Annotated in this window: 19 protein-coding genes and 1 other RNA gene; 12 read left to right on the top strand and 8 right to left on the bottom strand. The window is 38.0% G+C overall.

Features of this window, described 5'->3' with window-relative positions; translation table 11 throughout:
- Positions 1-6: 6 nt before the first annotated feature.
- Genes D9O48_RS17280 through D9O48_RS17270 form a run of 3 tightly spaced genes read left to right on the top strand, consistent with a single transcriptional unit; the run spans position 7 to position 1,765 of the window.
- On the top strand, positions 7-375 hold the full coding sequence (locus tag D9O48_RS17280; RefSeq protein WP_126974249.1) for a response regulator: 369 nt from the start codon (positions 7-9) through the stop codon (positions 373-375).
- The gene (locus D9O48_RS17275; RefSeq protein WP_126974248.1) at positions 375-1,202 is read left to right on the top strand and encodes a CheR family methyltransferase; all 828 of its coding nucleotides are present in this window, start codon (positions 375-377) and stop codon (positions 1,200-1,202) included. The genes D9O48_RS17280 and D9O48_RS17275 overlap by 1 nt, the downstream gene beginning before the upstream one ends.
- Positions 1,184-1,765 (top strand): chemotaxis protein CheB, encoded by a 582-nt coding sequence (locus D9O48_RS17270; protein WP_126974247.1) that lies wholly within the window; start codon positions 1,184-1,186, stop codon positions 1,763-1,765. The genes D9O48_RS17275 and D9O48_RS17270 overlap by 19 nt, the downstream gene beginning before the upstream one ends.
- Positions 1,766-1,770: 5 nt before the next feature.
- On the opposite strand, the gene D9O48_RS17265 is transcribed toward D9O48_RS17270, so the two are convergent.
- Positions 1,771-2,898 (bottom strand): AI-2E family transporter, encoded by a 1,128-nt coding sequence (locus D9O48_RS17265; RefSeq protein ID WP_126974246.1) that lies wholly within the window; start codon positions 2,896-2,898, stop codon positions 1,771-1,773.
- A gap of 225 nt (positions 2,899-3,123) precedes the next feature.
- On the opposite strand from D9O48_RS17265, the gene D9O48_RS17260 reads away from it, so the two are divergent.
- The 3 genes from D9O48_RS17260 to rnpB all read left to right on the top strand — a co-directional run bounded on the left by D9O48_RS17260 (position 3,124) and on the right by rnpB (position 6,122).
- Positions 3,124-4,614, top strand: a complete 1,491-nt coding sequence (locus D9O48_RS17260; protein WP_126974245.1) for a succinate CoA transferase — start codon at positions 3,124-3,126, stop codon at positions 4,612-4,614.
- A gap of 60 nt (positions 4,615-4,674) precedes the next feature.
- Entirely contained in the window at positions 4,675-5,712 is a 1,038-nt protein-coding gene (locus D9O48_RS17255) for a Smr/MutS family protein (RefSeq protein WP_126974244.1), read from the top strand.
- Positions 5,713-5,736: 24 nt separating this feature from the next.
- An RNA gene (gene rnpB, locus D9O48_RS17250) (RNase P RNA component class A) lies at positions 5,737-6,122 on the top strand.
- Here the strand turns inward: rnpB and D9O48_RS17245 are convergent.
- The 4 genes from D9O48_RS17245 to D9O48_RS17230 all read right to left on the bottom strand — a co-directional run bounded on the left by D9O48_RS17245 (position 6,123) and on the right by D9O48_RS17230 (position 8,806).
- Positions 6,123-6,977, bottom strand: a complete 855-nt coding sequence (locus tag D9O48_RS17245; RefSeq protein ID WP_126974243.1) for a CPBP family intramembrane glutamic endopeptidase — start codon at positions 6,975-6,977, stop codon at positions 6,123-6,125.
- 67 nt (positions 6,978-7,044) lie between these two features.
- A complete protein-coding gene (gene plsX / locus D9O48_RS17240; RefSeq protein ID WP_126974242.1) occupies positions 7,045-7,998 on the bottom strand; it encodes a phosphate acyltransferase PlsX in 954 nt (317 codons plus the stop codon).
- Positions 7,999-8,028: 30 nt separating this feature from the next.
- Entirely contained in the window at positions 8,029-8,220 is a 192-nt protein-coding gene (gene rpmF / locus D9O48_RS17235) for a 50S ribosomal protein L32 (RefSeq protein ID WP_126974241.1), read from the bottom strand.
- A gap of 40 nt (positions 8,221-8,260) precedes the next feature.
- Positions 8,261-8,806: a YceD family protein gene (locus D9O48_RS17230; protein WP_126974240.1), complete on the bottom strand. Its 546-nt coding sequence runs from the start codon at positions 8,804-8,806 to the stop codon at positions 8,261-8,263.
- Positions 8,807-9,027: 221 nt separating this feature from the next.
- On the opposite strand from D9O48_RS17230, the gene D9O48_RS17225 reads away from it, so the two are divergent.
- From D9O48_RS17225 to D9O48_RS17205, 5 genes are all read left to right on the top strand, one after another.
- The gene (locus D9O48_RS17225; RefSeq protein ID WP_126974239.1) at positions 9,028-9,513 is read left to right on the top strand and encodes a DUF4920 domain-containing protein; all 486 of its coding nucleotides are present in this window, start codon (positions 9,028-9,030) and stop codon (positions 9,511-9,513) included.
- A 179-nt stretch (positions 9,514-9,692) separates the two neighbouring features.
- Positions 9,693-12,485, top strand: a complete 2,793-nt coding sequence (locus D9O48_RS17220; protein WP_126974238.1) for a TonB-dependent receptor plug domain-containing protein — start codon at positions 9,693-9,695, stop codon at positions 12,483-12,485.
- Positions 12,486-12,487: 2 nt separating this feature from the next.
- Positions 12,488-13,849, top strand: a complete 1,362-nt coding sequence (locus tag D9O48_RS17215) for a DUF4876 domain-containing protein (RefSeq protein ID WP_126974237.1) — start codon at positions 12,488-12,490, stop codon at positions 13,847-13,849.
- Positions 13,850-13,950: 101 nt separating this feature from the next.
- Positions 13,951-15,477, top strand: coding sequence for a DUF6850 family outer membrane beta-barrel protein (locus tag D9O48_RS17210; RefSeq protein ID WP_126974236.1), 1,527 nt, complete (start codon positions 13,951-13,953; stop codon positions 15,475-15,477).
- 4 nt (positions 15,478-15,481) lie between these two features.
- A complete protein-coding gene (locus D9O48_RS17205) occupies positions 15,482-16,621 on the top strand; it encodes a cytochrome-c peroxidase (protein WP_199750610.1) in 1,140 nt (379 codons plus the stop codon).
- Between the two features lie 91 nt (positions 16,622-16,712).
- Here the strand turns inward: D9O48_RS17205 and D9O48_RS17200 are convergent, their stop codons facing one another.
- Entirely contained in the window at positions 16,713-17,609 is an 897-nt protein-coding gene (locus D9O48_RS17200; protein WP_126974235.1) for a serine hydrolase, read from the bottom strand.
- Between the two features lie 159 nt (positions 17,610-17,768).
- Here D9O48_RS17200 and D9O48_RS17195 point away from each other — a divergent pair, with 159 nt between their 5' ends.
- Positions 17,769-19,145, top strand: coding sequence for an HAD-IB family phosphatase (locus D9O48_RS17195; RefSeq protein ID WP_126974234.1), 1,377 nt, complete (start codon positions 17,769-17,771; stop codon positions 19,143-19,145).
- Here D9O48_RS17195 and D9O48_RS17190 read toward each other — a convergent pair.
- Entirely contained in the window at positions 19,128-20,636 is a 1,509-nt protein-coding gene (locus tag D9O48_RS17190) for an MATE family efflux transporter (protein WP_126974233.1), read from the bottom strand. The genes D9O48_RS17195 and D9O48_RS17190 overlap by 18 nt on opposite strands.
- A 10-nt stretch (positions 20,637-20,646) precedes the next feature.
- Positions 20,647-22,296, bottom strand: coding sequence for a M1 family metallopeptidase (locus D9O48_RS17185; RefSeq protein ID WP_126974232.1), 1,650 nt, complete (start codon positions 22,294-22,296; stop codon positions 20,647-20,649).
- Positions 22,297-22,303 lie beyond the last annotated feature (7 nt).

The raw sequence follows: 22,303 nt of genomic DNA, 5'->3' as shown, positions 1-22,303 counted from the left end.
TGAACAATGAGTAACAAAGTGATTTTGATCATTGATGATGATTCCAGAAACATATTCGCATTAAGTGCGGTATTGAGATCAAGGCATTATGAAAGCATTTCCGCTTCAGATATGAAAGAAGCTTTTGTAATTCTGAACCAGCGGGATGATATAGGCATAATTTTACTAGATATGATGATGCCGGTTATGGATGGATATGAAGCGTTACCGAAAATTAGAGAAATAGAAAAATATAAAACAGTACCCATTATCGCTGTTACAGCCCAGGCAATGGTAGGAGACAGAGAAAGATGCTTAAATGCCGGAGCCGATAATTATATTTCTAAGCCCGTAGATGTCACAGAACTTTTTAAACAGATTGATCAATTTTTGTAATGTATTCAAGAAAGTTTGACATAAAGGATGAAGAAATATTTCAATTGCTGAGAGATATTAGCGATTGGTACGGATACGATTTTACTGAATACTCAAAAGCTTCTATGAAAAGAAGGATTTTGAGATTAATTAATTTAGATAATTTTGCCAATTTTAACTCTTTCAGAAACCGTATCAAATTAGACGAAGTATACTTTCTTCGTTTTGTAGAAGAGATAACGGTAAACGTTACGGAAATGTTCCGTGATCCCAAGTTCTTTCGATCTCTGCGCGAGGACGTACTCCCTAATATAGCACATCACTCGTTCATTAAAATCTGGCATGCAGGATGCGCCACAGGTGAAGAGGTTTATTCTATGGCCATCTTATTGCACGAAGCAGGATTGTTGGAGAAAAGCTTATTATACGCTACCGATTTAAATGCACAGGTACTGGAAACTGTATCAAAAGGTATATATCCGCTCAGACATATGAAACTGTATTCTGAGAACTATATCAACTCAGGAGGAAAATTCGATTTTTCAAATTATTATACTGCCAATTACGATAATGTTAAATTCAGTAAGTTTCTCGTACAAAGGTTAGTGACCTCTACGCATAACCTGGTATCAGACGGATCGTTTAATGAGTTTCAGTTAATACTTTGCAGAAACGTACTGATCTATTTTGAAAAGCAGTTGCAAGACAGGGCTATACGTCTTTTCGATGCCAGTCTTGAGGTAGGGGGATATCTGGCACTGGGAAGTAAAGAAGCTTTAAAGTATGTGGATGTTTATAAACGTTATCAACATGTAGGCAAAGAGAAAATATGGAAAAAACTATCCTAAGCATACCATCACATCTTGTGGTAATAGGAGGTTCTGCCGGTTCGTTGCATGTAATGTTATCTATGGTTGCTCAATTGAAATCTAACGCAAACGTAAGTATTGTTTTTATCATGCACCGAAAAGCCGCAGCAGACGACCTGCTTACCCCTCTGTTGCAATCACGCACCAAATGGCCTGTCATTGAAATTTCTGATAAAGACCCGCTGCTTGTTCAAACCGTTTATGTAGCTCCCGCTGATTATCATGTATTGATTGAAAAAGATTTTACTTTTTCGCTCGACGTTTCAGAAAAAATTCACTTTTGCAGGCCAGCCATCGATATCACGTTTGAATCGGCTGCTGATTTATTCCGCCATTCTGCTACCGGAATCTTATTGTCGGGTGCAAATGCAGATGGGGTAGAAGGTTTGATTTATCTGAAAGACAGAGGTGGTATTTGTATGGTACAGGATCCTGAGACTGCTGAAGTGCCATATATGCCTAAACAGGCAATAGAAAAAGTGGCAATCGACAGAGTTATTCATCCCGACGAAATTGCCACTTATATCAATTCTCTTATATAGTATCTTTAATCAATCTCACCTTCTGATCCCTTTTTGCGAACATGCCGGTTACGTAAACGAACCACATAATTCGACATCGGACTTAATTTAGGGCGCTCATCTCCCAATAACATGCCCCAATGGTTAAACTGATCTGTACGGTCAAAAACGATTTTGATCAATGCAATAATCGGTAGCGACAAAAACATACCTGATACACCAGCTAAAGTTCCACCCACAACCACTCCTAATATAGAAACCAGCGCATTGATTTTAATTTTTGATCCTACTATTTTCGGCATCAGAATATTGTTGTCGAGAAATTGCACTACTGTAATAGCTATCAGTACGGCGGCTACATGCCACAACTGGTTCGAAGAACTCAGGGTAATTAATACACCGAGGATATTACCCACCAGTGCCCCCACATAAGGAATGAGATTCAGCACTGCAAAAAGAATAGCAATTAAAAGTGCATGGTCTATTCCGATCACCAAAAGAATTCCTCCCAGTAAAAGTGTCATGTAAGTTACCTGAATCAATAAACCGATCAGATAACTTTTTACCATCACTTCACTTTCTCTTAAAACACATTCAACAGTTTCATGATCGTCTCTGTTAAACCATAAAAAAATGAATCTTAAAATCATGTTTTTATAAAACAGTATCAGAAAGGTATAGATAGGAATAAGACCGATGAATACAAAAATTCCCGTAAGCGAAACCATAGCTCCACTTAAAACAGAACTTGTATTGTCGAGTAATTTCTGACTCTGTTCTTTCAGCATTTCGCCCTGTTCTGTACTGCTGATGTTGAACTTCTCCTGAATCCAGGCACTGAGGTTATCCCAATGTGCAATAAAGTTTTGTTTGAGTTGGGGAAAATCCTGTACAAGTAAACCTACCTGCCAGCTAAAAAAACCTGCGATTACCAGAATGATCAGAATGGCAAAAAATATGGACAAAACAATTGCAATAATCTCCGGAATGCGCAGCCTTTTCAGAAACCGGTAAACGGGTAATAACATTAAACTGATGAAAAAAGCCATTAACAGTGGCATAATTATACTCTGCCCCACATAAAATACAAAAAAGAGCAGCACTAATCCTAACAATTCAATAGATCGTTTAACTGTTATAGGTAAGGTTCTCATGAAGTTTATTTTGAATCATCTATCCAAATCTTATACCTAAGATTTTTATTATAAATGATTTAAATAAGACAATCACTCAAACATGATTGTTATCATGTTTACCGCTTACAATCAATAAAAAAACTTTGATAGCTAATGTTTTAATTAATTTTGAATAAGTTTCTCAGTCACAATGGCTACTTTGGTAAACCTATTTTTAACTCTCTTTTTTATAACGATTCTTTTATGAATAACAGGATTAAGATCTCTCAGCTTTTGGATAAAGTAACGACAGGAGAAGAAGCAGCAAAATTGTTTAAGGATAAAATGATCGTTGGTACAAGCGGTTTTACAAAAGCCGGAGATAGTAAAGTGGTATTACCGGCATTAGCCGAAAGAGCCAAAAAAGAACCGTTGAAGATCACGCTGATTTCTGGCGCTTCTTTAGGGCATGATACCGATGCTAAATTAACCGAGGCAAAGGTTTTACATAAAAGAATGCCTTTTCAGGTAGATAAAACATTACGAACTGCTATTAATAAAGGCGAAGTATTATTTACTGATCAACACCTGAGTGAAACGGCCGAATTGGTGCATGGCGGATACATCGGTGATATTGACATTGCGATTATTGAAGTAGCGGCAATCGAAGAAGACGGTAGTCTTATACCAACTACCTCAGTTGGAAACTCTGTTTCTTTTGCTGCATTAGCTAAACAAATCATTCTGGAAGTTAATATATCCATTCCCGAAAGTATTAAAGGAGTTCATGATATCTTTTTACCGGAGAACTATCCTCACCGCAATTATATTCCGGTAATTGCCCCAGGAGTACGTGTGGGAAGAACTACCATTCCGGTTGATCCCGAAAAAATTGTAGCTATTGTTTTTACTGATATTCAGGATTCTCCGGCAGATATTGCAGTACCTGACGAAAAAACAATCGCAATCTCACAACATCTTACCCGCTTTTTTGAGGAAGAAGTAAAAGCAGGCAGGTTAACTGACCGGTTATTGCCTTTGCAGGCTGGTATCGGAAAAGTAGCCAATGCTGTGCTCACCGGCTTTAAAGATTCTAATTTTTATGACCTTACTATGTATTCGGAAGTGTTGCAAGACTCTACTTTCGAGTTGATTGACTCAGGAAAATTGCAGTTTGCTTCTGCATCTTCAATTACCGTGTCAAAAGAATGTTATCAGAAAGTCATGGATAATCTGGATACTTACCGCGAAAAAATTCTTCTCCGCCCGCAGAATTTAAGCAATTCACCTGGTATTATCCGTCGATTGGGAGTAATTGCCATCAATACAGCTCTTGAATTTGACATTTACGGAAATGTAAACTCTACGCACGTAAGCGGAACCCATATTATGAACGGAATCGGAGGCTCCGGAGATTTTGCACGAAACTCCTACCTGAGTGTATTTGTTTGTCAGGCAGCATCAAAATCAAACCGGTTGTCGCATGTTGTGCCGATGGTTCCGCATGTAGACCATAATGAGCACGACGTAGATATTCTGGTAACAGACCAGGGTTATGCCGATTTACGCGGATTAGCGCCCCGTGAGAGAGCCGTTACAATTATTGAAAACTGTGCACACCCTGACTATAAAGAAGCATTACTCGATTATTTTAACCGCGCCGGTGAAGTGAGAGGCGGACAAACGCCACATATTCTTTCCGAGGCTTTTACATGGCACATACGGTATCTTGAAACAGGATCGATGAAATCATAAATATTATCATCTGTCTGATGTCTGCACCGAACAGACGATGATATTATTTATATTTGCAGAATGAAATTTCAAGTAGGCGATAAAGTAGTGGTCAGACTCTCAAATGAGGAAGGAGAAGTAATTGAAATCATCGATGAAAAAATGGTGATTGTGGAAGTGCGTGGGGTGAAGTTTCCTGCTTATACAGATCAGCTCGATTTCCCATATTTTAAATGGTTTACGGAGAAAAAACTGGTTCAGGACAAAAAAAAGGTTGAAAAACAATACATTGATCATATTCCGCGCGAAAACAAAAAAATTATCCGGAAAGAAGCTGACGGTGTTTGGTTAACCTTTATCCCCGTTTTTGTAGAAGATGAATTTGGTGATGATGTTGTTGACCGCCTGAAAATTCACCTGATTAACAAAACGAACGATCATTTTAAGTTTACTTATCAATTAGATTATTTCGGAGAAACTCATTTTGAATTGAATAATGAAGTGATCGCTTTTGAAGACTTTTACATTCATGATATAGACTTTGAGAATCTGAACGATTCTCCGGCATTCAACTTTGAATTTTCTTTGAAAGAGTCAAGTAAACAAAAAGCTGCTCACCATGAAGCTCACCTGAAACTGAAACCCAAGCAGGTATTCAAACAGATTGAACAGCTTCAGAAAAAAGGTGAACCTACATTCTCTTACAAACTGTTTGATGAATATCCTGATAAACCTTTTGAAGAAGATAAGGGGTTAGATATGAGTTCTTTAATGAACAAAGGATTCAAAGTAAAAGTATATGATGCTTCAAAAGGCAGGCAATATTTAGAACCTGCCCGTCAGAATATTGATCTGCACATTGAAAATCTTACTCCTGATCCGGATGTATTGGATAATTTTGAAAAAATGACTTTACAGCTGGATACGTTTGAGAAATACCTTGAACTGGCTATCGCGCACCATTTACCGATGTTTATTGCTATTCATGGCGTGGGAACCGGAAAACTGCGTGATGAAATTCACGAGGTATTGCGTACTAAAAAGGAAGTAAAGCACTTTGTCAACAGATATCACCCGGCCTACGGTTTCGGGGCAACGGAGATCTTCTTCCAATATTAAAAATAGTCTTCTTAACTTTGTAAAACTACAAACCAGGTTATCGCTCTCCTGATATTTCAGGAGGGAGGAAAGTCCGGACAGCATAGAGTAAATGCACCGGTTAACGACCGGGGTGGATAGAAATATTCATACAGCGAGTGCCACAGAAAATAACTACCTCCATCCGTGGGGGAAAAGGTGAAAACGTAGGGTAAGAGCCTACGATGATATTTAGTAATAAATATTGTGGGTAAACCTTGCATGCTGAAATGCCATGTATACCAGTGCAGGAGCTGCTCGTTCCGTATTGCTTTGCAATTCACTGGGTGGGTAGGCAGCTAGAGTTGTACAGTAATGTGCAACCCAGATAAATGATAACCACTTCCAATTAATTGGAGGAACAGAATCCGGCTTATCGGTTTGTAGTTTTTTTAGAATAACATTATTAACTCCATCGCAAGAGCGATGTATACATGAATCAGAATACCCTGATAAATTTCATTTGTACGGTAAGTTAAATACCCAAGTAACAACCCTCCGAAAAAAGAACTGATACATTCCAATAATGGTTTTCCTAAATGAATCGCTCCGTACACCAATGCCATCGGAATAATATAATCACGCGCTTTTTTGTAGTGTAAAAAAAACTGCAAAAGCAGTCCTCTGAATAAAACTTCTATCGTTACAAAATCGAGTAAGTAAAAAGTTTCGAAAGTGAAAGCATATAACCAATAACCTGTCTGATCTTTTAACCCGGCTATTGCTTTTAATTTGGGATAAGCTATCTGAAAGGCTGGTTGTTGCTTCAGATAGAAAAGAACCGGAATAAAAACGATTACAAAGGCTATAATGAGTAGCTGCTGGTTGTTTTTAACCGGTGAAAGTTTTTTAGGTTTGTGAAGGTAAAATCTCCAAACCATATAGAGCGTAACCGGAATAACTGCCTTGTATCCCCAATGAATACATTTTTTGAAGACTGTTTGCCAATGTGGGTCATGTATGAATTTTACAGAGAAGAATCCGGCGGGAATAGTAACTTTTAATGAAACCAATAACAAAATAAGTAGTACATAAACGGGGTTATGTGAGAAGTATTGAAATCCCTGAATTCGCATGCCGGTATAATAGAGCAAACAAAGAAACAACCAGAACAACAGGGTGCTGACCGGAAAACTGAAGTACAACAAATAGGGGATAACCGGAATGGTATAGTTTAACAATACGAAACCGGCGATAACGCCCACGAACAATAAGCCCGTTGTGATATAGCTACGAGAAATCTGCATTCTACCGAAATATTGGAGATTATAAAACCTTTTAGTTCAGGGTAGGAATGCTCATGAATGAGTCAGGCTATTGATCAGCGAGTGTTTTAAAGCTTTCTTTGATGGTAGACGGTAAATCGGTTTGTACCAACTTCTCTGCCAGTTTAATCATGTTATTGAATGCTAAAGCTTTTGAGATACCGTGACCAATGATTACGGGCTTGGAAACACCCAGAATCGGTGTACCGCCGTAGTTTTCATAATTAAACTGATCGAAGTATTCGTGTTTGATCTCTTTTTCTTTAGTGATATCGTAAATAGATTCAGCCAGTTTAAGAATAATATTACCGGTAAATCCATCACATAACATGATATCGGCTTTGTCTAAGAAAAGGTCTCTTCCTTCAACATTTCCTATGAAGTGGATGAGTTTGTTTTCTTTGAGGAGGGGATAAGTAGCCTGCGCAAGAATATTTCCTTTACCTTCTTCTTCACCAATATTCACCAATCCAACCCGGGGTTGATCGATACCCAGAATATGTTTGGCATATAGTGAACCAAGAATTGCAAACTGGTTCAGGTGCTCGGGTTTACAGTCTGCATTTAAGCCGACATCGAGCAACAAACCTAATTGGCCATTTTCTTTCGGTAAAACGGTAGAAATGGTGGGACGTGTAACTCCTTCAATAGGTTTGATGGAGTACATGGTACCTACTAACATAGCACCGGTGTTGCCGGCACTGATGAAGGCATCGGTTTTTCCGCTTGCGAGCAAGTGAAAGCCGACGTTGATAGATGACTGCGGCTTTTCTTTCAATGCTTTGGTAGGATGCTCGTGCATATCCACTACCTGAGGGGCATGAACAAGCTGAACCTTATCAGAAGGAATTTCAAATTCTTCTAACAGAGGCCTTACCTGTGCTTCGTCACCAGTCAATACCAGCATAGCCGGATTAACAGATTCAGATAAATACAGTTTAATTCCTTTAATTGCTTCGCTAGGAGCGAAGTCTCCGCCCATAATATCTAAACCAATTCTCATCCGGCAATGCAGGTTTATATTAAAAAAGGATTACTTAATAGGTGATACTTCAGCTACCACTTTTCCTTTATAATACAATTTACCTTCACTAACGTGAGCTCTGTGACGCACGTGGATTTCGCCGGTAGTGCTGTCTTTGCTTAAAGTCACTTTCTCAGCTTTGTAGTGAGTTCTTCTCTTCGCACCTCTTTGTTGAGAGTGTCTTCTTTTTGGATTCGGCATAACTCAAATTTTATAGCTATGTTTTAGAATATACTTTTTGTTAATCGTTTAAGTCTTTAAACTGGTCTAAACCCTTCCATATCGGGTTTGTCTGTTGTTCATCAGCCGCTTTAAAATTATTCAATTTGGCTAATACTTCAGGATTACATTTCGACTTTCCTTTTTCATCTTCCCCACACATTCTCTGCATCGGAATGGATAAGATGACAAATTCGTAGAGCCAGGGAGCGAGGTGAAGATGGCTTTCTCCTTTACTGATATAAAAAATATCCGGATCTTCCTCTTCTTCGTTCATTTTTTCAGGCTCTTCTACCAATTTCACAATCAGATTAAATTCATCCCACAATTCTATTGGCAGGTCGTTTCCGCACCGGTCACAAGTAACTTCTGTTGTTCCACCCACTTCAAACTTTAACTGCATGAAATTGTGGTGTTTATCCAGCATCACTTTGACTTTGGCAGCCGTATTCCTAAAGTCTACTTCATGAAAACTTAGAAAGAACTCATCGTTCAACTCGTAGTTGAACTCATGAACTCCGGGCTTTAAACCAACAAACGCAATGTCAAAATTACGACGGTAATCCATGATGTACCCTTTTTAAGAGTTTGCAAAGGTAGTGATAATCTACTTAAAATGAAGAAATAAGCGACTTTTTTTCAAAAAATTGTAAAATTTTCGCTTCAATTCTGAAAAACAGGTGTTTGTAGAATTAGAATATTTAACTTCGTTGGCTGAAAGGTACCTAAAATAACAGGTATATACTATTTAAGATACAAAATTTTTACCAGCGATCAAAATTTATAAACATGAAAAAATTGTTAGCCTTTTCCCTAGTTGTATGTAGTTTTTTAGGTGCACAAGCTCAACCACCGGAAGGTAAAGCAACTCCGGGTAAAGTATACGGCGATAAGGCAACCACTACTCAAAACGCAGTAGATATTGCAACTCTGCCTGGTTTGTTGAAAGAGGTTCCGAAAGAAGAATCTATCAAAACAAAAGTGACAGCTACCGTACTGGATGTTTGTCCTAAAAAAGGTTGCTGGGTGAAATTAAAAGTAGACGACGGTACTGAAGCTTTCGTGAAAATGAAAGGTTATGCTTTCTTCGTTCCTTTAGATATGATCGGTAAAACTGTGGTAATCGACGGTGAAGCCACTGTTTTAGAAACATCTGTAGCAGAGTTAAAACACTATGCCGAAGATGCTAAAAAATCAAAAGAAGAAATCGAGGCTATCAAAGAACCTAAAAAAGAAATCAGATTAACTGCAACAGGTATTGTGGTGGTTAAGTAATTTCTTTACTGTTATAATATCAGCCCGCTCGGTTTTGGAGCGGGCTTTTTGTTTATCTGATTGATTCCCCCCCCGTGCTGCATTGTAATATTATTGTCATAAAAAATCGTTTTTTCCTGATATCGTAAATGTTTCTGACTTGATTTAACTCAACTTTGCAGCCTCTAAGAAACGGGCTGATGAAATTTTTGCAACTGATAGCACTCCTTTTTATAGGTTCCTGTACATCTTTTACCCTAAATGCTCAAACAAAAAATACATTGGCATTTCGTGTTCTTGATGAAAAAGGACAAACCCTCAACTTTACTACTGCTACCCTTTACCCCTGGGAAATATCAGCAGTGGCAAATAATTCAGGTATTATTTATTTGAATGTTCCTTCTTTTCAGGAAAAAGTAGTTGTAAATTTTTCACACGTCGGAAAAGAAAGAAAAAACATCACTGTAGAGGCTGCGTGGGCAGGTACCATCCGGAATATCGTTTTGAAGAATAATGACCTGAGCCTTGAACAAGTACAGGTTACCGCCACTCAAAGTGCTAATAAGAACTCTAACTCCAGTATTATATTTGACCGTACAGCTATTGAACAAACACAGGCTGTGAGTGTAAGCGAGATTTTAAATTACCTACCCGGACAAACCATTTTAAAGTCAAGTGTAGCCATTCAAAGTTATAATCCTTTAATGTTGCGAAGCGGTATTACTGCTGCCAGCGGAGTTTCCAGGGAGTTTATTATGAATAATACTTTCGGAACTGCGGTAATTGTTGACGGTGTAAACTGGAATAACGGCGCTGATATGCAATCTTTAAACATTGCCAAGAATGGTTTCGGTGCCAATATCCGCCACTGGAATAATGCTTTCGATGACAGAACCGTTCAAAATGGCTCTATCTATAATCAATATACAGCTGCTCTTTCACACGATGGATTTGATTTCAGAAGCCTTTCTACCGAAAATATTGAAAAAATAGAAGTTATTCAGGGAGTAGCCAGCGCCAGATATGGAGATTATACTTCGGGCGTTGTAAATATCGTACGACAAGCCGGTAATTCAGCATTACGGGCCAGAATTAATAATACCAGCGGCTTGTTAAATACCTCCCTCAGCAAAGGATTTAACCTGGGAAGCAATGCGGGGGCGTTGAATGTCAGTTTGAATTATCTGAACGGACACGACGATCCGCGTAATAGCAGAAAAACCATGGAACGCATCAATGCAGGTGTTATGTGGACGATCAAAAGTTCCAGAGCCAATGGTATCAGAAATACTCTCTCGCTCGATTATATGGATTCCAGAGACCAGGGACGGGTGGATGCTGATGACCCTTCCGACCGAGCTTCTGCTTTTATTAATAAATCAATCAGAATCTCCAATCGTTTTGCTAAAGATTTAAATACCGCCCTGATCAAATCTATTGAACTGAATACTTCCGTGAGTATCGGTCAACAGGAATCTTTTGACCAGTATTATTTAAACAGCAGTTTTAAAAAAATTGCCTATGCAATGGAAACCGGTGTCAGCGAAGGTGAAATTATGCCGGGATATTATCTTGCCTATCGCAGAATATTGGGTGAACCGGTAAACCTCAATGCTACGCTGAATATGCATACAACTGTATCAGACCGCAGTTTTTATTATCGTATCAATTATGGCTTAAACTATAGCTATTCTGCAAATAAAGGAAAAGGAATAGTTATTGATCAGGATAAACCCCGTTTTCAAAGCGAGGAAGGGGTAAACGACCGGCCTACCAATTTCCGTATTCTGCCTGCAATGGTAACATATGGCGCTTATGTTGAAAATCAGTTCAGAACAGATATATGGGGTAAAACACTCAATGCTAATTTCGGCTTAAGAGGAGATTGGCAGAACGGTTATATTAATGCTGCACCACGTTTAAGTGCCAATTATGAAATATTACCTAAGTTAAGGTTTAATGCTTCCTGGGGATTGAGTTACAAAACGCCTTCGATGTCGCAAATTTATCCGGGTAATATTTATTATGATATTCCTATTCTGGAACTGACCGGAGCTACCGCCAATGAATACCTGTACCTTGTATATACACAAGTGATCGAACAAAATAATAAAGATAACCTCAAGCCCTATAGTAGCCGATCGTATGAACTGGGATTGAGTTATGAACACGCTTATGCCAGCATAGGTGTCAATTATTTTGACAGGGTTTCTGAAAATGGATTCGGTTCTGTTTCTAACCTTTTATTACTGGATGTTCCGCTATACGACTATTCTGTCAATCCGGGATCGAAACCTACCTATTGGGCAAACGGTGATACCAAATACATTTATAAAACTTATACCACCTTAGGTAACGGCGTGTATAATCACTCAAAAGGGATGGATATAATGATTAATACAAAAAAAATCAAAGCCATCTTAACTTCATTTAATCTTACGACCGCATGGTATGAGAGCTACTATAAGAATAATCTTCCACGAATAGTTACCCCCGAAGCCAATAATTTTGATGAAAACAGGAAAGCTTTGTATGCTGCATTTCTTTCCAGCGAAAGTAAATCAGTCAACGTAAAATCTACTCTTTCGAGTATTACGCATATTCCAAAATTAAAAATGGCCTTTACATTTACCGGTGAAATTTTCTGGAAAAATTATACTGAAAGTCCTTTGGAAGATAAATTCCCTGACGGCTACTATGATCGTAGCGGTAATTTTTATCCTTTAACTAAAAATGAAGCTCAGTCTCCCGAGTATCAGCACCTGTGGAAAGCCAATAATACTTTACAAACAAGAGTACATAATCCTGATATGGTTTATTACAATATTCACATGCGCCTGTCTAAAGATATCGGTGAAGTGCTTCGTTTGTCGTTCAATGCTTATAATATATTCAACATACGTCCGCTATATGTAGATCCGAATACCAGAATTGTGAGATATTACAACGGACAACCATCCTTTAGCCTGGACCTTCAATTAACAATTAAGTAATTATGAAAAAATTAGTCTATTTAGTAGCAAGTTTAATGGTAGCGCTGACTGCCTGTAAAAAAGATACTGATATTTCTACCAGTACGGTTGATTTTGATGTAAAAGTTCAATTTGAAGAATTCGATTTTCCTTTGAATAATATACAAGTGAAAATTGAAAATGAAATATTAGGAGTAAATGCTACTCAGAATACCAATGCTCAGGGTGTAGCGTCTTTCAGAGGAGTATCATTGGGATTATATAAAATTTCTGCCAGCGTTGTTTTATCTGCTGAAGAATATTTTCAGGCAACCGGTATTGAAGTGGGTACAGAAGTTGTAAACTTTAACGGATTATTAAATAATGTGAATGTAAGTGCAGTTCCCGGCACTACTTACGATCTGAAAATGGATGTTGGTAAAGTGGGTGATCTGGTGATTAAACAATTATATTATGCAGGTAGCCATACTTCTAATGCAGCCAGCTTCAGAGATTGTTTTGTTGAAGTTTATAATAACTCTAATGAAGTGTTGTATGCTGATAGTCTTTACTTCTCTCAGGTGAAAGGTGTTGCTTCTAAATTCTCTACACAGGACTTATCTCCGGGCTATTTTATTACTGACGCTTCACATCCGTTGTACAAACAATTCGATTGGTCTAAATCTCTTTCGAATACTACTGCAATGGGAAACACGGCATATGAAAATTACATTTATGTAGAGTCTGCTTTCATGATTCCGGGTTCTGGTACATCTCACCCGATTGAACCGGGCGAAAGCATCATTATTGCAGCAAATGCCATTAACCATAAAGCTCCTTATGTTAAAAATAATGGCGAGCAGCAATTGGTAAAAGACCCTGCTTTAACGATTGATTTAAGTGGTGCCGACTGGGAAGTGTATTACGGCGATCTAAGAAACGGTGGTGCTTATGATTTTGATATTGATAATCCGGATGTTCCGAATGTAGTTATTTTCTCTATTAAACATGCTACAGATTTAATTATGGATGCTACCGGTAGAGATGCTTTTGTAATTTATAAGTTACCTCAGGTAATTACTTCTTATCCTAAATGGGCTACCCCTGATGTGAAAGTAATTGACGCCAATACTACTTTGTTCTATCAGATCCCGATTGAATATGTATTAGATGGCGTACAAACGTTGAATCCAAATCCGGAAGCGACACAACGTAATGCAAGAAAATTAAATAATAAAATTGATGCCGGTCCAACATGGGTGACTGACGGCCAGTACAGTTCTCAGTCATTGATGAGAAAAACCGCAAAAGTGGTAAACGGCAGAAAAGTATTACAGGATAGTAATAACAGTGCGGAAGATTTTGTGACAATGAGTTTGGCTCTTCCTTACGGATTCGCAAACTAGTGTGAACAGTTAAAGTATATCAGATAGCATATTCAGTTGATTGGGAGTTGTCGGCTTTTGATTGAATGAGGATGCTGTCTGATTACTTTTAAATAGATTTTATGTTTAAATATATTGTGGTCATATTACTGCTATTTCCTGTAACAATATTTTCTCAGGATGTGCTTTCAAAAGAAGATATGACAGATTTCTTTCAACAGTTTAAAAGAAACAGCCTCCGCCAGATTACGACGATGAACTGGTTTCAGGTGGATACTTTTGGAATAATAACTGCGCAATACGGCAATGTGAAAGGAGATTTCCATCGTTCGCAGGATGCACCTGAAAGAAGAGATCTTAATTTTTTTAGTGAAGGGTTGAAAAAAGTGAATAGTATCCGTTTTTACGGTTCTTTCAACTTTGAATACTTCCGTGCTGATTCGGTAGGTAATACAATGCAATATACCTATAGCGATGAAATTCCCTATTATTTTTATGCATTTAGAAAAGGTTCATGGGGAGGATTGAAATATGATTTTAAAGGCATGGCTGATTGGGAAATCAATTCGAAATTCCATCTGATGGCTGGCCTAAATTATAAAGCTGAAAATAAATGGCGTACAATCGACCCGCGTCCGGAAATTTTTGATCAGCACCAGGAATATACCGCTGCCCTGGAATATCGTTTTCTGCCTAAACACTCAATTTCTGCAGGTGCAACAGTCATTGCAAAAAATCTGGAAACTACCGTAGGTTATATGAATAAAGATCTTACGGACCGTTTTTCAGATACGATTTATATCAATCATATGATGTATGGTTACGGTTATGGTTTATATTGGACTACAGCGCGTAATCTTTACCGTACTAGCCGGGGTAATAATTTTCAGGCTGCATATTCATATCTTGGAAGAAAATGGCAATTGTATTTAAATGCAAATATTCAAAGTGAAAAAGAAGACGTTACCCAGCGATTAACAGAATCTGAACTACTTGAAAACAGTTGGTTCGGAATTGTTTACTATGACAAATTATACCTGAATGCATTTTTAAACTATAAAATCAATCAACACGTTCTGTATTCTAAACTTTCGTATGAGAGTTTGCAGATCAGAGATAATAATAAAAAGTTGTTTATTGATAACTATACGAATGACAAAAATAGTTATGGTATTCTGATAGGTGATCTGATTCACAGGAATAATAAACCGTCATGGGAAGTTAACTTACACGCACGATACCAGGATTGGTTTAGAAAGGATGCTGCTATGGGGGTGTATCATCAATATGATCATGCTTCTTTTAATATTACTGCAGGTAAATTTCTGTATCAGAAGAATGAGAATTATTTCCATATTAAGTTGACAGGGGGGTATACAAAGCCTACCAATAGCCTCTTAAACCTGGGTTCTATTCAAAATTCTTTTATTGATCGGGTAGTAAAGTATGATTATTATTATAATAATGCTACTGTCACTGATGCTGCTTTCAGTATACAATATCACTTTCCTATCGAAAATCTGACTACATTTGCTGGATTTACCGGAAGAATGCAATGGGCAAAAATGCCTGAAGGCAATATCCTCCCAAGAAGCTATCCGGGTTTATCCAGAACATTGTTTCAAATTAGATTTGGCGTATTTTTGTAAGCACATGAAAAAGTCAGGAGTTATAATCGGCGTATTAATGCTGGTAATGAGTGGAGTAGCTTTTACCAATAAGTTCGATGGTAAAAGCATGGTGATTGTATTGAATGACTCCTTACGTATTCTCTACGCCCAGGATCCTAAAAACTGGCCCGCTCCCTGGGTGGATGCCGGTGTGAACTGGGAAGAACTGGGGCTTTTACCCCGCGATTCCAATCTTGCTAAAACATTAGCGAACCCTAAAGTCATACTCGGAAAAACACTTTTCTTTGATCCCCGGCTTTCAGGTTCCAATCAGATCTCCTGCGCCACCTGCCACGAACCTGACCTTTCATGGGGCGACGGCAGAACTTTATCAATCGGTCACGACCATTTACCCGGTACCCGCAATACCAATTCATTGTTGAATATCGGATTATTTAAAGAACTTTTCTGGGACGGAAGATCGAAAAGTCTGGAAGATCAGGCGATTAACCCAATTGCTACTTTACATGAAATGAATCAGGAGCCCCCTGCTCTTGGTTATAAATTATCCAAAATAGAAGGCTATAAACCTTTGTTTGAAGCGGCTTACGGTGATGAGCGAATCAATCTCGACAGAATCGTGGATGCACTCGCTACTTTTCAAAGAACCATCCGTTCACGTAAAAGCCGTTTTGATGAGTTTATAGAAGGACGGTATACGCGAATGACAGACCTGGAAATTGAGGGGTTACACCTCTTCAGAACAAAAGCCAGATGTATTAACTGTCATAACGGACCATTGATGTCAGATCAGAAATATCATAATCTCGGACTTACTTACTATGGAAGGAAATATGAAGACCTGGGAAGATATCTGGTAACAGAAGATCCGGAAGATGTTGGTAAGTTCAGAACACCTTCTTTAAGAGATGTGATGCGTACCCGTCCATGGATGCATAATGGTCTCTTTGATGAAATAGAAGGTATTCTGAATATGTATATTGCCGGCATGCCCCAGCCACGCCCTACAGAGGCCCAGAAATCGGATCCTTTGTTTCCGAAAACGGATACCTTACTCAAACCGCTTGACATCAATCAGCACGAAAAAAAGGCCTTGATGGCGTTTCTCGAAGCCATTACAACATCTCCTACAAGAGTGGAGCGACCGATACTGCCGAAATAATTATGAATTAAGAATGCTTAGTCATTAGTTTTTATTTATGTGTTTCCGGAAAATATTACGCCGCCGCAATTAACTGAGTAATTCTTAATTATTAATTTTTAACTCTTATCGTGTGTTCATATAAAATTTTAGAAATATTTGCTAAAGTAGCTTTGCCTTTTTCACTATCTTCCAGTTTCTTTGAAAGTAATACCAGGCAGTAGCTGGTTCCATCAGGTAATATTACCACACCGGCATCGTGCACCACTCCGGTAATACTGCCGGTTTTATGAATCACTTTTACATTGTCGGGAAGATGAGCCGGGATGATTTCATTAAACTTCTGTTCACCAAGAATATCGATCATTTCTTTCGTGTACGCTTCAGTAGTAAATTTATTCTCATACAGGGCTTCAAAGAATAACATCATTCCTCTGGCTGTAGTGGTATTATTCAAACCCGCGCGATAAGCTTTACCGTCTTCTACACCTCTTAATACTTTTACATCTTCAATTCCTGCAGCAGCTAAGGTTTGTTTAATCGCTTCAGGTTTTACCCACTCAATAAGAATGTTTGTAGCGAGGTTACTACTGGTAATAATCATCTCTTTAGTTAATTCATAGAGTGTGGTAGAAGTTCCAACACGTTGATACAATGACTTTTCAGAATCAGCCGTGCTATCTAATTGATAAATGCTTCCGTCAACAATACTGGTAAATTCATTTTTAATTAACACAGAATCATTCATCGTGAATTTTCCATCGCTTACATTGCGGTATAACTCTACCATAATGGGCGTTTTCATTGTGCTGGCAGCATGAAAAACCGAATCTTCATTAAAGAAGACCGTTTCACCGGTAGTTAAATTTTTATAAGCTACGGCAAACTGGCCTTGAGCAGTATCCAGTATTTGCTGAATGCTTGATATCGGTTGTTCTTTACCGGTAGAGCAGCTGTTTGATAACATAGAAAAGATAATAAGAATCAGGAAAAGGTGTTTAAGTTTCATTTTAACGAGATTTTCTTTCTAATCAAATATACTATCTTTCAGGTAGATACATATTAAAACCCGGGTTCTGTTTATTATGCTCTTGGAGACATTAGTAAAAAATCGTATCTTTAAAGGCTTCTCCTTCTATATCTCTTCACTTTTAAAAATTATTCGCGTATGATTTCAGTGGTTATTCCCGCATTGAATGAAGAAAAAACAATTGGAAATGTAGTGAGATTTGCATTTCAATCAAAAGGAGTAACTGAAGTAATTGTTATTGATGATGCCAGTGTAGATAATACTAAAAACTTTGCTTTGGAAGCAGGTGCAAAAGTAATTGACAGTACCCGGTTAGGAAAAGGTATTTCAATGAAAGAAGGTATTATGGCAGCCACTAATAATTGTATCGTTTTTCTGGATGGTGATATTGATCCTTATCCCGCCCAAACTATTTATCTGCTTACTGAACCTATTCTGAAAGAGGGTTTTGAACTGATAAAAGCCAGTTTCAGCAGAAATGCAGGGCGTGTTACCGAACTGGTAGCAAAACCCTTGTTACAGATATTTTATCCCGAGTTAAGTATCTTTTCTCAACCACTTAGCGGCATGATTGCCGGTAGTAAAGAGTTTTTACAAAAGCTACACCTGGTAAGTGACTATGGAGTGGATATCGGCATTTTAATTGACGCTCACCTGATGCATGCAAAAATGAAGGAGGTGAACATCGGTTATATCGAAAATAAAAGTAAACCCTGGCATATGCTCGGAAAGATGAGTGGTGAGGTGGCGAAAGCTATTATCAATAAAGCAATTTTAAGAAAAGGTAATTTAGTAACCTTAGACGAACTGCAAACCATTCACGTTATTTCAGAATCATTAGAAGATGCATTAATGAATAATCAATTCTCTTTAAAAAAACTGGCGGCATTTGATATGGATGATACTATTCTTCAAGGCCGTTTTATTGATACCTGTGCTAAAAAATTTGGATTTGAAGACGAACTCAAAAAGCTTCGTGAATCATCTCTTGAACCCAATACCCGAACGAAACAAGTGGCCCTGCTACTGAAAGGAAGGTCAATTACCGAACTTTTAGCCATCGTTCATGAAATACCAATGATTGATGATATTGTAGATGTTGTTAAAGAGCTCAAATCAAAAGGATATGTGGTAGGTATTATTTCTGATAGTTATCAGTTTATAACAAATTATGTCAAATCGCACATAGGAGCAGACTTTGCTTTGGCGAATAACCTCGAATTAATTGAAGGCAGGGTTACAGGAGAAGTAAGTATACCTTCTTATTTCTTTTATCAGAATTGGGAAAATCCTAAACCTGTTTTTAGCAAGGCAAATGCGCTTCATTATATATGTCACGAATATAATATTGCGGTTGCTAACACCATTGCCATCGGCGACAGTGCCAATGATATCGATATGGTGGAAGTGGCAGGTATGGGCGTAGCTTTTAATAGTAAAGAAAAGCTATTAATTGAAATGGCTGACTATCACATTACCGAAAAATCATTTCAGAAACTACTGAAATACGCGTAAGCACTTATTGATATAATAATTAAGGTCTTCACTGATTTTTATCCGGTAAGCCAAAACAATATAGGTTGAAACAAAAATGAGTGACCTTAATATTATTCCGTAAAAACCACTAATGGTTTGGGTTGGATACAAGGCTATGCAGTAACAGCAAATTCCAACTATAAGAATATAGAGCGATTGTATAGTGAGTGGTTGAATGCCAAACTTTTTGTATAAGAATGTAAATCTTATTGCAAAATAAATTGAAAAAGCAATGAGGTTAGAAATAGCGGGGCCGATAGCGCCCCATTCTTTTGCCAGAAAGTAATTTAACGGCAGTGCTAACGACAGTAAAATAATTCCTGTAAAAAAATCAAATCTCCAGTAAACTGAAGTTGAAATAATCTGGCTGCTTAAACCAAACGTCATTTCTATTATGCGCATTAAACCGATGAATAAAAAAATATTCTTCGCATCAATATAAGCTGTCTTTAAGTGAAATGTATTGATCGCTTCGGTAAAGTTCATCCATATCAAGGCAAACATACCTACCGAAAATAACAACTGATTGATTGAACCACGCTGGTAAATTAATTGAATTTGTGACGGATTTTTATCTTTCCACGCAGTAGAAAAATGAGGAATAACTGCTGCCTGTAAAGCTCTTTGTGGCGCCTGAACCAGGCTGCTGATATTCTGAGCGAGGGTATACACTGCAGTTGCTTTTAAGCCATCTTTTACGACTGATGCGATCACGATCGTGTCGAAAAATTGAGACAGGTTAAAGATCAGGCTTCCACTCCATAAGAATGCACATAGTGTGATGATCTGTTTTTTTAACCGATGGGTCAGTTTTGATATTTTGGGATAAATGTAAATTTTTTTGGTATACAACAAGTATCCTCCCAACAAGATGGCTATACCTAAATAGGTGAAAGAATAAATTTTGATGAACAGGTCAAACGACTCAATAATATGCCGGTAAGTTAAAACAATTAATAGGGTAGTGAGCAATCTGAATATGACCTCTCTGAAAAAATGGGTGAGTACCGAACGTTCAAATTGCCAGGCAAATGCTTCAAGCAGAGAGTAAAGCGTTAAGCCGTATCCGAAAGGAAAAAGAAATCGGTAGTATTTTACAAAATCCGGCGAATGTGTTGAATATTTCTGAACTACCAGATCTTTGAAGATAAAGGCTGAGATCAGAATAATTAAGAAACCCACCCCGCTCACTACTAACGATATAAAAAACATATCATTTTTAGATGGAGCCAGGTGGGTTTTATAATATGGATGAAATTTATATACATACACCAACATGCCCAGATTTGAAAAAGAAAGCATGATGTTGGCAATTGCAATAAAAATTCCTGTTAAACCGTATTGTTCCTGAGTAAAACCTCCTTCGATAGTAAATAAATAGGTATTTAAAAATCCTAAAGCAAAACCTATGTAAACTACGATGGATGAAAGAATACTTTGTTGTCTGATTCTTTGTATGGAATTACTCAATTGAATGGGTTTATTTTACTTTTTTACCGGTTACATACATTAAATCATTAATAGTAACGTCGTCGATATTTACATCAGCAGGGAAGTCAACTGACTGCCATGTAGTGCTACCCGGTAAATCTTTTACCCATTTTCCTCTGAACTGAACGGGTAAATTAAAGCCTTCGTTTACTTTAGTCCAACGATAACTGAATTTACCGTTTTCTACATAATACTCTAATTCAGGAATACCAGTGCTTCTCAGGTAGTGGTCAAATACTTTGCTTAAGTCAAAGTTAACCGCTTTGCTGAATGCATTTTCAATATTCTGAGTGGTGGCATTCTTATGATAATATTCAGTGTAGATACCACGTAAGAATTTTTTGAATTCTTCAGTGTTAGGGAATAATTGTCTGATGGTATGAATGATGTTTGCACCTTTTGAGTACATATCACCTGAACCTTCTTTGTTTACACCGTATTGTCCGATGATCGGAGTTCTGTTACCAATTCCTCTTCTTAAACCTTTTACGTAGGCGTTGGCACCTTCAGCACCAGACTGGCACTCTGTATAGATTACTTCTGTATAAGTTGTAAATCCTTCATGTACCCACATATCAGCGATGTCAAAAGAAGTGATATTATTACCAAACCATTCATGGCCGGTTTCATGGATGATGATATAGTCCCATTTAGCACCGAAACCGCTTCCAGACATATCTCTTCCTAAATAACCGTTCTGATATTTGTTACCATAGGCAACAGCACTTTGGTGTTCCATACCCAGGTGTGAACTTTCTACCAGTTTATAGCTGTCTTCATAAAAAGGATATGCTCCCATCCACTCTTCAAAACATTTCATCATTGGTTTTACCTGCTCAAACTGTTTTTTTGCTTTCTCCAGGTTGTAGTCTAACACCCAGTAATCTAAATCCAGTACGCCTTTTTCACCCTGATACTTTTCACCGAAATGAACATAATGTCCGATATAAGGAATAATGTTATAGGAATTGATAGGGTTTACCACTCTCCAGTGGTAAGCTTTACGGTTGGCATCTACTTTCTTTTCGCTGATTAAACGGCCGTTTGAAACGCCCACTAAATCGTTTGGAACGATAATCGTGATATCAGCGCCTTTGTTAGGTTCTTCACTTTGGTGATCTTTAATCGGTAACCAAACACTCGCTCCCAGGCCCTGACAGGCAATGGTAATCCATGGGCGGCCCTGATCGTCTTTTGCAAAGACTAATCCGCCATCCCAGGGTGCTCTTTTTGCAATACGCGGGTTACCGGAATAACTTAGTTTAATTTTTTCTTTGCTTCCTTTTTTTAAGTCTTTAGGAAACTCGATATAATATACATTTCCGTTTCTGGTAAATGGAAGTGATTTTTTGTTCCACTCGGCTTTAGTGATTTCCATCGGCTCCTGCAGGTCAATCTGCATTTTTTTACCCGGCGCCAGAACGTTGAAGGTGATTTCATTAAATCCTCTGATCGATTTTTCGGCTTCGTTCGCTTCGAACTCAATGTTATAGTGCTCAACATCCCACCAGGCTCTGTGCTCGCCGATGCTACCTCTCAGCGTATCCTGCATCGTAAAGGTAGTTTTTTGGTTGAGGGGTTGAGAATAGCCAATGGCAACTACTGCACATAGGATGGCTAATAAGGCAATTTTTCTCATAAACGGT

The organism is Gynurincola endophyticus, from assembly GCF_003991195.1.
GTDB lineage: Bacteria > Bacteroidota > Bacteroidia > Chitinophagales > Chitinophagaceae > Gynurincola > Gynurincola endophyticus.
Note: the sequence above shows the minus strand (reverse complement) of the source record. Positions and strands in the feature narration are given on the sequence as shown.